Source organism: Gemmiger sp. An194 (genome assembly GCF_002160145.1).
In the GTDB taxonomy this organism is placed as follows: Bacteria; Bacillota; Clostridia; order Oscillospirales; family Ruminococcaceae; genus Allofournierella.
On record NZ_NFKA01000001.1, the window covers coordinates 79,299 to 91,664 of the forward strand.

The 12,366-nt window shown below is 62.1% G+C and carries 11 protein-coding genes; 6 read left to right on the plus strand and 5 right to left on the minus strand.

Going from position 1 to position 12,366, the window contains the following annotated elements; all coding sequences use genetic code 11:
* Positions 1–14 precede the first annotated feature (14 nt).
* The gene (gene ansA / locus B5F28_RS00360; protein ID WP_087292363.1) at positions 15–1,034 is read right to left on the minus strand and encodes an asparaginase; all 1,020 of its coding nucleotides are present in this window, start codon (positions 1,032–1,034) and stop codon (positions 15–17) included.
* 92 nt (positions 1,035–1,126) lie between these two features.
* Positions 1,127–1,792, minus strand: coding sequence for a histidine kinase (locus tag B5F28_RS00365; protein WP_087291891.1), 666 nt, complete (start codon positions 1,790–1,792; stop codon positions 1,127–1,129).
* 206 nt (positions 1,793–1,998) lie between these two features.
* Here B5F28_RS00365 and gap point away from each other — a divergent pair, with 206 nt between their 5' ends.
* The 5 genes from gap to B5F28_RS00390 all read left to right on the plus strand — a co-directional run bounded on the left by gap (position 1,999) and on the right by B5F28_RS00390 (position 6,460).
* Positions 1,999–3,009, plus strand: coding sequence for a type I glyceraldehyde-3-phosphate dehydrogenase (gene gap, locus B5F28_RS00370; protein ID WP_087291894.1), 1,011 nt, complete (start codon positions 1,999–2,001; stop codon positions 3,007–3,009).
* Between the two features lie 139 nt (positions 3,010–3,148).
* The gene (locus tag B5F28_RS00375) at positions 3,149–3,868 is read left to right on the plus strand and encodes an AzlC family ABC transporter permease (RefSeq protein WP_247643361.1); all 720 of its coding nucleotides are present in this window, start codon (positions 3,149–3,151) and stop codon (positions 3,866–3,868) included.
* A complete protein-coding gene (locus B5F28_RS00380; RefSeq protein WP_087291897.1) occupies positions 3,865–4,188 on the plus strand; it encodes a branched-chain amino acid transporter permease in 324 nt (107 codons plus the stop codon). Before B5F28_RS00375 ends, B5F28_RS00380 begins: the two co-directional genes overlap by 4 nt.
* 225 nt (positions 4,189–4,413) lie before the next feature.
* On the plus strand, positions 4,414–4,749 hold the full coding sequence (locus tag B5F28_RS00385) for a DUF2500 domain-containing protein (RefSeq protein ID WP_087183745.1): 336 nt from the start codon (positions 4,414–4,416) through the stop codon (positions 4,747–4,749).
* 232 nt (positions 4,750–4,981) lie between these two features.
* A complete protein-coding gene (locus B5F28_RS00390; RefSeq protein WP_087291900.1) occupies positions 4,982–6,460 on the plus strand; it encodes a hypothetical protein in 1,479 nt (492 codons plus the stop codon).
* Positions 6,461–6,518: 58 nt separating this feature from the next.
* On the opposite strand, the gene B5F28_RS00395 is transcribed toward B5F28_RS00390, so the two are convergent.
* On the minus strand, positions 6,519–7,820 hold the full coding sequence (locus tag B5F28_RS00395; protein WP_247643362.1) for an MATE family efflux transporter: 1,302 nt from the start codon (positions 7,818–7,820) through the stop codon (positions 6,519–6,521).
* A gap of 269 nt (positions 7,821–8,089) precedes the next feature.
* Positions 8,090–9,583: a carboxypeptidase M32 gene (locus tag B5F28_RS00400; protein ID WP_087291903.1), complete on the minus strand. Its 1,494-nt coding sequence runs from the start codon at positions 9,581–9,583 to the stop codon at positions 8,090–8,092.
* A gap of 224 nt (positions 9,584–9,807) precedes the next feature.
* On the opposite strand from B5F28_RS00400, the gene B5F28_RS00405 reads away from it, so the two are divergent.
* A complete protein-coding gene (locus tag B5F28_RS00405) occupies positions 9,808–10,653 on the plus strand; it encodes a glycosyltransferase family 2 protein (protein WP_087291906.1) in 846 nt (281 codons plus the stop codon).
* Between the two features lie 110 nt (positions 10,654–10,763).
* Here the strand turns inward: B5F28_RS00405 and B5F28_RS00410 are convergent, their stop codons facing one another.
* Entirely contained in the window at positions 10,764–12,302 is a 1,539-nt protein-coding gene (locus B5F28_RS00410; protein ID WP_087291909.1) for an amidase domain-containing protein, read from the minus strand.
* Positions 12,303–12,366: the final 64 nt, after the last annotated feature.

Here is a 12,366-nt window from a genome sequence, read left to right on the forward strand (position 1 = left end):
ATGTTCAGGCGGATTTACCGGGCGCTGGTCAGCTCGCCCCGCAGGTCCTGCTCCATCCAGTGCTTGATGGTGTCCCGGTCGTAGCCCTTGCTGAACAGGTAGTACAGCTTTGCCACGGCGGCTTCGGTGGTCATGTCCAGGCCGCTCACCGCACCGGCGGCCTTCAGGCCGCTGCTGGTGGCGTAGGTACCGATGTGCACCGCGCCCTGGGGGCACTGGCTGCACACCGTGAGGATGGTGCCGTGGGCGAAGGCCTTCTGGATCAGCGGCAGCAGTGCACCGTCGTAGTCCGGAATGTTGCCCGCGCCGAAGGTCTCCAGCACGATGCCCTGCAGCTTCTCGGTCAGGATCGAGTCGAACAGCTCGAACTGGATGCCCGGGAATACCTTCAATACGCCGATGGGCACGTTCTCCAGCTTTGCCAGCTGCAAGGGGCCGTTCACCCGGGGTGCGCCGATGGCGCTTTTGTTGTAGCGGATGTCCACCCCGGCGGTGGCCAGCGGCGGATAGTTGGGGGAGGAGAAGGCCTGCAGGCCGTCCGCCGAGCTCTTCACCGCCCGGTTGCCCCGCAGCAGCTGACCGCCGAAATAAAGGCTCACCTCGTTCACCACGCCCTCGGCTGCAATGAGCAGGCTGGTGATCAGATTGTCCCGCCCGTCGCTGCGCAGCTGGCACAGCGGGATCTGGCTGCCGGTAAGCACCACCGGCTTGTCCAGATTTTCCAGCATGAAGCTCAGCGCCGAAGCGGTGTAGGCCATGGTGTCGGTGCCGTGCAGCACCACAAAGCCGTCGAACTGGTGGTACCGGTCCGCGATGGCCTGGCCGATGGCGCACCACTCGTGCACTGTGATGTTGGAGGAATCCAGCAGCGGGTCCATCTCCACCAGCTCCCAGTCCGGCATATCCGGGCTGGTCAGCTCAGGAATGGTGGCCAGCCCGCCCGCAAAGCAGCCCGGCTTGGGCGCGTAGCCCTGCTCGCCGGGCATCATGCCGATGGTGCCGCCGGTATATAAGATGCAGATGCGTTTTTTCATAAAAAATGCCCCCTGGCCGGCGTCGGCTTCTGCGGCGCTGCGGCGGATTTTGCTGCTTATCAGCATACCACAAAAGCCGGGCGGGGGCAACTTTACTCCGGCAGGATGCACCGGGGGGCAAGATGAATATAAACCGGGCTGAACCGGTCCGCCAGCAGCTCCGACGGCCGGGGTGGTGCCAGCAGGGGAAGGGCGGGGTAGAGAGGCAGCGAAGCCCCGCACACAAAGCCCGGCCCACCCGCGCGCACCGCAAAGCTTCCTCCCGCCTGGCGGGCAAAGGCACGGGCCGCACCGAAGCCGAAGCCCGGTCGGGCATCGGGGGCAAGGCCGGGGCCGCTGTCTATATAGATAAGATGAGCGCGCCCGTTTGCTGAACGCAGCCGCAGCTCCAGGTTGGGGCGGGGCCCGGCATGCAAAAGGCTGTTGCATACCAGCTGCAGCACCAGCGCCTCCAGCAGGCCGCTGCGGCCCGCCACCGGCAGCGGTTCGCCCCAGCCGCAAAAGCGCATCGACGCGGGCGGCAGAGGGCAGACCTCGGCCGCTGCCTCCAGCAGAGCGCCGCACCAGCTGTTCAGCTCCAGGCAGGATGCAGCGGGCAGGGAAAAGGCCGTCTCCAGCTCCAGCGCCCGGGCGCGGCGCAGCAGCAGGTAACCGGCCCGCAGCCCGGCGGCATCGGCGGGCGCGTCCGGGCCCAGGCGCAGGGCGGCCTGGCGGCGGAGCAGGGCCGCCAGCTCCAGCGGATCGCTTGCAAAACGCATGAGAGTCCCTCCTGTTTTTGGGGCATGTATCTGTTAGTTTGCACAAATGATGCACCAATATCCCATGATAATGCCTAAGGATAGGCGCCTGCGTAATAATCTTTGTACTTTTGTGTTAATTTCTTGACAAGCCCTTGTAGTTTTCAGATTTTTGGTATACAATAAAGACACCTAAGTAATTTATTTACCTTAAGGAGGATATTACAATGGCTGTTAAAGTTGCAATTAATGGTTTTGGCCGCATTGGCCGTCTGGCTTTCCGTCAGATGTTCGGCGCTGAGGGTTACGAGATCGTTGCCATCAACGACCTGACCAGCCCCGAGATGCTGGCTCACCTGCTGAAGTACGACACCGCTCAGGGTCGTTACGACGGTCACACCGTTGAGGCTGGCGAGGGTTCCATCACCGTTGACGGCAAGAAGATCACCATCTACGCTAACCCCAACCCCGCTGAGCTGCCCTGGGGTGAGCTGGGTGTAGACGTTGTTCTGGAGTGCACCGGCTTCTTCACCAGCAAGGCCAAGGCTCAGGCTCACATCGACGCCGGCGCCAAGAAGGTTGTTATCTCTGCTCCCGCTGACAAGGAGACCAAGACCGTTGTGTTCAGCGTGAACGAGGGCACCCTGACCAAGGAAGACACCATCATCAGCGCTGCTTCCTGCACCACCAACTGCCTGGCTCCCATGGCTAAGGCTCTGAACGACACCTACGCTATCCAGAGCGGCATCATGACCACCGTGCATGCTTACACCGGTGACCAGATGATCCTGGACGGCCCCCATCGTAAGGGCGACCTGCGTCGTGCTCGTGCTGGCGCTGCCAACATCGTTCCCAACAGCACCGGCGCTGCCAAGGCTATCGGCCTGGTTATCCCCGAGCTGAACGGCAAGCTGATCGGTTCTGCTCAGCGCGTTCCCGTTCCCACCGGCTCCACCACCATCCTGGTTGCCGTTGTTAAGGGCAAGGACGTTACCGTTGACAGCATCAACGCTGCCATGAAGGCTGCTTCTTCCGAGAGCTTCGGCTACAACGAGGACGCTATCGTTTCTTCCGACATCATCGGCATCCGTTACGGCAGCCTGTTTGATGCCACCCAGACCATGGTTACCAAGATCGACGACGACACCTATCAGGTTCAGGTTGTGTCCTGGTACGACAACGAGAACAGCTACACCAGCCAGATGGTTCGCACCATCAAGTACTTCGCTGAGCTGTAATTCTCCTCTGCTTAGGGTATGACAAAGGCCCCCGCGTGGTTCCTCCACGCGGGGGCCTTTTTTGTGCCTGTTGCGGCGGCGCTTGCCTTTTTGGCTTTTAAATGCTAAACTGGTAACACGTAAAAGGAGTTGACATACAATGCAGCAGGGAATGCGCCGCAGGGCGCTGGCCGCGGCCTTTCCCCACACGGTGCCCATTCTGGCGGGCTTTTTGTTCTTGGGCATGGCCTACGGCATATACATGAATGTATCCGGTTTTTCCTTCTGGTACCCCATGCTCATGGGGCTTACCATCTTCGGCGGCTCGCTGGAGTTTGTGGCAGTGTCCATGCTGCTGGCGCCCTTTGCGCCCCTGCAGACCTTTCTGGTGGCGCTGATGCTCCAGGCTCGCCACCTGTTCTACGGCATTGCCATGCTGGAAAAATACCGGGGTCTGGGCCTCAAACGGTATTATCTGATCTTCGGCATGTGCGACGAGAGCTTTTCCATCAACTGCAGCGCCGAAATTCCCGAAGGGGTGGATCGGGGCTGGTTTTATTTCTGGGTCACTCTGCTCAACCACAGCTACTGGGTGGCGGGGGCAACTCTGGGCGGTCTTGCGGGGTCGCTGCTCTCCTTCGATACCACCGGCCTGGACTTCGTGATGACCGCCATGTTCGTGGTGATCTTTCTGGAGCAGTGGGGCAAGGAGAAGACCCATCTGCCCTCGCTCATCGGCCTGGGAGCCAGCGCGGCGTGTCTGGCATTGTTCGGGGCGGATTCCTTCCTGTTGCCCGCCATGGGCTGCATTCTGGCCCTGCTCACGGTCTTCAAAACACCCATCGACCGGATGCAGGCGGAAGGAGGGGATGTGCAATGACCCTGACCCAACAGATCATCACCATCGGCCTGTGCGTACTGGGCACCATGCTCACCCGGTTTTTGCCCTTCTGGGTGTTCCGAGGCGGTCAGGTTCCGGCCTACGTGCGGTATCTGGGCCGGGCGCTGCCGGGGGCCATCTTCGGTATGCTGGTGGTCTACTGCCTGAAGGGGGTGCAGTGGACCACCGGGACCCACGGCCTGCCGGAACTGATCGCAATTCTGGTCACCATCGGCCTGCACCGGTGGAAACGGCAGATGCTGCTCTCCATTGCCGGAGGTACGGTTTGCTATATGCTGCTGGTACAATGGGTGTTTTGAGCGGGATTTTGCCCTGCTGACGGGGAAAGGTGTTCGCGATTGGCAAACAAAATGACTTTTTTTAAAATTTTTCTGATTTTTCAAAAATTTTTGGAAAGAGTTGAAATAAAACTCGGTCCTCAATCGTCTTACAAGTACAAGCGGACATTCAAACCGACCGGCACGGGGCCCTCAGAGCCAGCGGCCCGGCGGATGAAACAAAATTGAAATTGAGGAGGGAATTCCATGAAGTGGATGCTGATCGTATCGGGCCTGTTGGCTGCATGTGCTGCGTTCGCACTGCTGCGTGCATGGGCCGGCAAGGGGAAGTCGAATAAGGGTGAAGTGAGCCTGATGGCCACTGTGAAGCGGATTCTGACCAACGGCGAGGGTCAGTACAAGGGCGTATTCATCGCCCGCGGCCAGGAAGTGGAGTTCGCCATTCCTGCCCACATCGCCCGTCAGCTGCAACCCGGTGAGCGGGGCGTGCTCACCTACCGAGGCGGCGAGTTCGTGTACTTTGTACCCCGCCAGCAGCTGTTTGAAGCCGAGGGCGAAGGCCAGCTGCGCGCTGTTTCTTAAATCATGCAAAACGTTGCACCAGGGCTTAGCAAGCGGCCCGGGGGCGGCTTTTGAACCCGCCTTATTATGAGACGGAATTTCCGGGAGTGTTTTCTAATGGAGAACACTCCCGGTTTTTTCTTTGTTTTGCCGGTGTGATGTGATACAATAAGGAAAAAACTGCGTCCAAAAGCCGGTGCGGCGGGTTTGCTCCTGCCCCGGCAACGGGCAGATACGGCAGGGGAGAATGGGAATGCAGAAACAGCTCACCCGCATTTTTTCGGCGGGGTTTGCCCTGGTCTGGGGCTGGGTCTTTTTGAATAGCGTGCTGCGCTGGCAGCACAACGGGCTGGCCGCGCTGGCGGCGGGCGCGGTGCTGGGGGCGGTGCTGTTCGCCCTGGCCCGCTTTGTGTTGCCGCTGCTGGACCAGCTGCCCCGCCGCCGGTTCCGGCTGCTGCTGGGGGCGGTGCTGGCGGTCTACGGCCTTGCGCTGGGCTGGCTGGGCTTTCTGCTGGCCGAGGTGCCCATCATGGATATGAGCACCGTGCTGCAAAGCCTGCCGGATTTTCTGGACGACGGCGTGCCTCAGGTGTGGGGCGCTTATTATGTGATCTGCAACAACAATCTGGGCCTGGCACTGCTGCTCACCGGCTGGTATAAGCTGGTGGGGCTGTTCGGCATCACGCCGGACACCGAGGCCGGCATCTACGCGGGCATCGTGCTGAACGTGCTGGCCATCTGGCTGGCGGTGCTGTTGGTCTGCCTGCTGGCCCGGCGTATCCTGCACCACAACAGCGGCGTGGCCCTGGCCTTTGTGCTGTGCGCGGGCTTTCTGCCCTTTGTGCTCTGGTCTCCCTGCTTTTATTCCGATACCCTGTCCCTGCCCTTTGGGCTGCTGGTGCTGCTGTGCTGGAACTACTACCGCAGCGAAAAACGCCGCCCGGTGCGCATTGCCCTGCTGGTGGCCATGGGAGCCGCGGCCTTTGTGGGCTACGCGGTGAAGGGCAGCGTGGCGGTGATGGTGGTAGCGCTGGTGATCCAGCTCTTTCTGGAGAAAAAGCTCCGCCAGGCGCTGGCCGGGGCGCTGGTGCTGGTGCTGGTGTTCGTGGGGCTGAACGCGGGCTACAAGGCCTGGCAGCACAGCGGCCTTTTGGACTTCTCGGTGGAGGATGCCGAGGGCTTCCCTATTGAGCTGTGGTTTGCCTACGGCAGCACCGGCGACGGCGATTACAACGACCCGGTCTGTCAGGCCGCCAAGGACCTGCCCACCATGGCTGACCGGCGGCAGATGCTGCGCCAGTTTATCATCGAGCAGTATTCCTCCCGCAGCCCGCTGGAGCAGCTGGACTTTATGACCTGCAAGGCGGCCATCACCTGGGGCGACGGCATGTATGACGCCCAGGAGTTCCTGGCCACCCCGCTCAAAGCCAACTGGACCCACCGGTTCATTCTGGAGGACCAGCCCGGCTATATGCCCATGGTTTACTACTGCCAGGCCTATCAGTTCCTGCTCATGGGCCTGGTGCTGGCAGGCGCGTTGGGCGCGGTACGGCGGGCGCGCCCCGGCACCTTGACCCTGGCACGGGTGAGTGTGTTCGGTCTGATGCTCTTTTTGAGCTTCTGGGAAACCAAGGCACGGTACTCCTTCAACTTCACCCCGCTGCTGATTTTGCTGGCCACGGCCACCCTGTGGCGGCTGGCCCGGCAGCGGCGCATCGGCCGGAAAGACTAAACTGTATAACAAAAGCCGTGAGGAACATTGCCCCTCACGGCTTTTGTTGTGTGTATGCTCAGTTTGCTTTTGCGCGACGGGTCAGAAAGAAGAGGGCAGCACCCAGGCCGCAGGCCTCCGCCAGTACATAAGCCAGCCAGACACCGGTCATGCTGAGCAGTGCCGCCAGCACCAGTGCCAGCGGGATCAGGGCAATCAGCCCCCGGATCATGGCAACCCCGAAGCCCTGCCCCGGCCGGTCCACCGCGCTGAAATAGGCGGCCAGCACCAGATTGGGCCCGGCAAAGAAGAAGCCCACAAAATAGATGCGCATGCCGGTGCGGGCGATGTCCGCCAGCTGGGGGTCGGCGTCCCGGTTGAAGGCGGCGATCAGCGGGTCCGGCCACAGGTTCACCGCCAGGTAACAGACCGCCGCCAGCACCAGCACCAGACCCACTGCCAGCCGCAGCAGCTGGCGCAGTTCGGTGGTATTGCCCGTGCCGTAGGCGTGGCTGGTCAGGGGCTGGATGCCCTGGGCCACGCCGGTGAAGATGGCCAGCCCCACCAGCGCCAGATTGGCAATGATGCCGTAGGCCGCCACGCCCACGTTGCCGGTGAAGTGCAGAATCAGCAGGTTGAACACCAGCAGCACCACGCCGGAGGACAGCTCACACACAAAGGAGGAGGCGCCCAGACTCAGCGCCCGTGCAGCGGGCCGCAGCGCCGCGCCCCGCACCGAAAAGCGCAGCCGGCTGACAGGGCGGGCGAAGTGGGTGGACAGTACGCACAGGCTCAGGATGGGGGCAATGCAGGTGGCGATGGCCGCGCCGAACATGCCTAGCCCCAGCGGATACATGAACACCCAGTCCAGCACCACGTTGGAAAGGCTGCTGGTGAGCATGCCCGCCATGGCCAGCCGGGGCGCGCCGTCATTGCGCACAAAGGCCTGCAGGGTGCTGTTCAATAAAAAGAAGGGGGCAAAGCAGAGAATGGTGCGCAGGTAGACGCTGCACAGCGGCAGGGTCACCGCGTCCGCCCCCAGCAGAGCGGCCAGAGGCCGGGCGGCCAGCGCGCCCAGAGCCAGCAGGGCGCAGCCGACTCCCGCGGCCAGCAGCGCCATGCCGCTGAACAGCCGGTTGGCGGCATCGTTTTCTCCCTGAGCCCGCAGAATGGCATAGCGGGTACCGCCGCCCACGCCGGTCATCAGACCCGCCGCGTTGATCAGGTTGAACACCGGGATGGCGATGTTCAGCGCGGCCAGGCCGTCCGCCCCGATGGCGTTGGCAATGAAAAAGGTGTCCGCCAGAATGTAGCAGGAAAGGCCGATCATTCCCAGCACGTTGGCGCTCACATAGCGGCAGAATTTGGGCAATACGTTCACAGACTTCTACTTCCTCCCTCACAGCAAAAAAAGGTGCCTGCCCCCCTCCCTGCTTGCGACCTACCGGGAGAGGTTCAGGCACCTGACGGGCGACCCGGTGGCCGCCCGCCATGTTTTTGTATTGAGGCAACACCGCATAATTCACGCCTCACGGCTCAGGCGGCGTATCACGCCAAAATTTTCCGGCGCGCTCCACCACCTGGAATTGTGCGGTATCGCCTTGAATTCCGCTACTCAGTATAGCAAAGCCCGTGCCAAAAGGCAAGACCTCACAGTTCATAAATGGCGGAATACTTCTCCACCAGATAATCGGTGTAGAACTTGGGGTCGAATTCGCCGCCGCAGGCGTTCTTCAGCAGCTGGGCGGGGGTCTTCTCCTTGCCGTACTGCCAGATGCGCTCCTCCAGCCAGCCGGTGATGGGGGCCCAGTTGCCCGCCTCCAGCAGAGCGTCCACATCCAGATCCTTGCGCATGGAGGCCATCATCTGGGCGCCGTAGGCAGTGCCCAGCGCGTAGCTGGGGAAGTAGCCCAGATCGCCGCCGGCCCAGTGGATGTCCTGCAGCACGCCGTGGGCATCGTCCGGCACATCCACGCCCAGCAGCTCCTTCATCTGGGCGTTCCAGGCGGCAGGCAGGTCTTTTACCTCCAGCGAGCCGTCCATCAGGCGCTTTTCCAGCTCGTAGCGCACCATCACGTGCAGGCAGTAGGTCACCTCGTCCGCCTCGGTGCGGATCAGGCTGGGCTGGCACTGGTTCACCGCCTTGTAAAAGGCCTCGGGGGTCACACCCGCCAGCTGGGTGGGGAACAGCTCGGTGAGGGTGGGCCACAGGCTCTTGATGAAGCCCAGGCTGCGGCCCAGGTAGTTCTCGCACAGGCGGCTCTGGCTCTCGTGCAGGCCCATGGATGCGCCGCCGGACAGGCAGGTGTACTGCAGCCGGTCGGCCATGTGCAGCTCATACAGCGCGTGGCCGCCCTCGTGGATCACCGAGTACAGGTTGCTGGCCATGTCGTCCTCGTGGTAGTGGGTGGTGATGCGCACGTCGCCCTTGTAGAACTCGGTGGTGAAGGGGTGCTCGCTCTCGCTCAGCACGCAGTGGCCCTCGTCGATGCCCATCAGCTTCATCACAGCGGCCGAGAGCATCTTCTGGGCCTCGATGGGCCAGGTGCCCTCCAGGAAATCGCAGGGGATCTTCGCGCCCCGCTGGCCGATCTCCTTCACCAGCGGCTGGATCACTGCCTTCAGCCGGTCGAAGAAGGCGTCGCACTGGGCCATGGACAGGCCCTTCTCGTACTGGTCCAGCCACACGTCGTAGGGGGCCTTATTGGCATCGAAGTAGGCGGCGGTGCGGCGGCGGTAGGCCACGATCTGCTCCAGATAGGGGGCGAACAGCGAGAAGTCGCTGGCGGCCTTGGCCTTCTCCCAGGCGTTCACCGCGGCGGTGGTCAGCTTCACGAAGGCGGCGTATTCCTGGGCGGGGATCTTGCTGGTCTCGTCGTACATCCGCTGCAGCTCGGCCACCTCGGCGGCCTCCTGCTCGGTGCGCTCCTCATTGCGGGCCTTTTCCAGCAGAGCGGGCAGGGCAGGGTCGGCGATCAGGCTGTATTTGATGCTGCTCAGCACCTCCAGTGCCTCGCCGCGGCCGGAATAGCTCTCGCTGGGGGCCACGGTCTGGGCGTCGAAGTCGATCACATTCAGCGCGAACTGAAAGGCGTACAGCTTCTTTTGCAGGTCCCGCAGGGCCTGCATGGTCTCGGTCATCATAAAAATGGTCACTCCTTTGTGGGCAAAATCGCCCGCGCCCGGCCCGGCGGCTTGCCGGGTGCGGCGCAGGGGCTTTTTCTGCTATTATACCGGCTGACGGCAAAAAATACAAACCTTTCTCAAAAAGCCGAAGAAAAGCCGGATGCTCCCGGTTGATTTTCGCCGCCGGATGCACTACACTGAAAAGCAGAGGAGCAATGAATGCCGAAGGGGGGAATCGAAGGATGGAGCAGCCGCTGGTCAGTGTGATCGTGCCGGTCTACAACGCGAAGCTACACATCGCCCGCTGTGTGGAGAGCATCCGCAAGCAGAGCTACCAGAACCTGGAGATCATTCTGGTGAACGACGGCAGCAGCGATGTGAGCCTGCAGGTGGTGGATATGTACGCCCGGGTGGACAAACGCATCCTGCTCATCGATAAGGCCAACAGCGGGGTATCGGCCACCCGAAATCTGGCCATTTCCATGGCCACCGGCAAATACCTGCAATTTGCCGACAGTGACGACTATCTGGCACCGGATGCCACCCGCCTGCTGGTGGAAAAGGCGGAGCAGCATACCGCCGATCTGGTGATCGCGCCCTACTACCGGGTGGAGAACCACAAGCCCCTCTTCGCAAAAACCGAGGAGGACAGCTACCAGACCATCGAGCAGTACGGCTTTCTGGACGCGGGCTTTTACGACAAGACCGCCTTTGCCAAGGGCCTGATGAAGGAACCCGCCAGCTTTTACTATGGCGTGATGTGGAACAAGCTCTACCGGCGGGATATTGTACATAACCACAACATCCAGTGCAACGTGGAGCTGGGCTGGAGCGAGGATCTGCTGTTCAACCTGGAGTACATCCGCTACGCCTCCCGTTTCTATGCGCTGGAGCAGCCGGTGTATTACTATGTGCAGAACCCCCAGAGCATCACCGCCACCCAGCTGGGGCTGCGCAACACCATGAAGATGCTCTCCACCAAGGCCAGCCTGTTTGCCTATTACAAAAAGCTCTATGAGGAGCTGGGCCTTTACGAGGAGAACAAGCTGCAGATCTACAAATATCTGGTGGCAGTGGCCGAAGCCTGAACCAAAAAACAAACAAAAGCGAGCCTGACCGGGAATGCTCCCGTGGCAGGCTCGCTTTGTTACAAGGAAATACCGCCTGAGCCGTTTGGCGTGAAGGATGCGGTGTTGCCTCAGTTGTTGTAGCCCAGAACATGGATCAGCCGCACATCCGCGTAGGCGTAGGCGCTCATGGGCCAGTCGATCCGGTCGGTGGTGTTGGAGGCGATGAGAAATTCCACCGGCTGGCCATTGGCGTCGTTGACTACCTCGGTCACCAGCACCGAGTGCTTCCACTCGCCGTCCGCTCCGTATTGCAGCACGTCGCCGGGCTGGGCGGTGTACAGGTTGCCGTCCGCCTCGGCCACCAGACCGTAGCCGCTGTTCTCGTTCACGTAGGTGTAAAATTCATCCACACCGCTCCAGCTGGAGGAGCGGCCCCGGGCCTCGGAGTAGGAGTTGGGCACGTCGCTGTACCATTTCCACTGCTGGGTGTCGTAGCCGTAGATGTCCATGGGGATGCCGCCGGCGTACAGGCACTGGGAGGTGAAGTTGTTGCAGTTGCCGCCGTAGTCGTCGTAGATGCCCCATTTGGGATTGCGGGTCATGGCGGTCAGTCCCACCCACTGGCGGGCGTAGGCCACCGCCGCCTGCCGGTCATAATCCATGTTGCAGGTTTGAAGACTGCTCTGGCCGGAGGGGTCCGCCAGATATTGCTGGCGCTGGCTGGCCAGCTTGTCCACATCTGCCTTGGCGGCGCTCATCAGCTGGCTCAGCGTGCTCTGGATGGCGCTCTCGCCGCCGGAGGACTGGCGGCTGTACACATCCCGCACCAGATTGAAGCCGTCCTCGGTCTTTTCGTGGGCCAGGATCTTGCCGTCGGCGGAGAAGGTGAAGGTGTTCTCGATGCCGCAGCTGGAGCTGGTGCGGCCGTTCAGAAAGCGAAACTGGATCTGGTCGTCCTCCTGCAGGCTCACGGTGATGGTCTCGCCCTCCCAGCTGGTTTCCTCCACCGTCAGGCCGATGGTGAAGCCGGTCATGGTCAGGTCCACCGGCTGCATGGCCCGCACCCGGCTGATAAAGTCCACGCTGGCCTCATCCAGCAGGCAGGCCTCCTGGGCCGCGGCACCCGGGCCGTAAAGATCGTCCAGCTCCGGGGCCTCCAGCCGGGCCGCGGCATCGTAGCAGCGCACGAACCATTCGGTCAGGGTGTCCTGCACTTCCCGGGGCAGCTCATCGCCCCCGGAGCGGAACACGCATTCGCCTACCGACGGCGCGGGTGCAGGCTCTGCCTGGCTGGCCGGGGTGGAAGCATCCGCCCCGGCGGGAACCGTCTGCCCGACGGACCAGACCCAGGTGAAGCCCAGAATCAGGCAGCTGACCAGAGCGGCCAGCGCCCAGGGCCGCAGGGAGGAGCGGCGTCTGCGGCGGACCGGCCGGGGCGGATTGGCCCGCTGCTGCACCGGGCGCGGAGTGGGCTGCCGGGTCACAGGGCGGCGCACCTGCCGCTTTTGGACCTGGGGCGCATAGCGGGTTTCCAGCGAGGAACGGCGGGGCGCGGTGCGCTTTGCGGGGGCGCGGCGAACCGGTTGGGCCGATTGGACCATCTGGCGCGGCGTGCGCTGGCGGCCTGCCCCGGAATGGTATTTCCAGCTTTCGGGGGAATTGGCCATCGTCTCGTTCCTCCTTTGGCAATATTTTTCTATTAGACGTATTATACCGCGCCGATGTAACGAA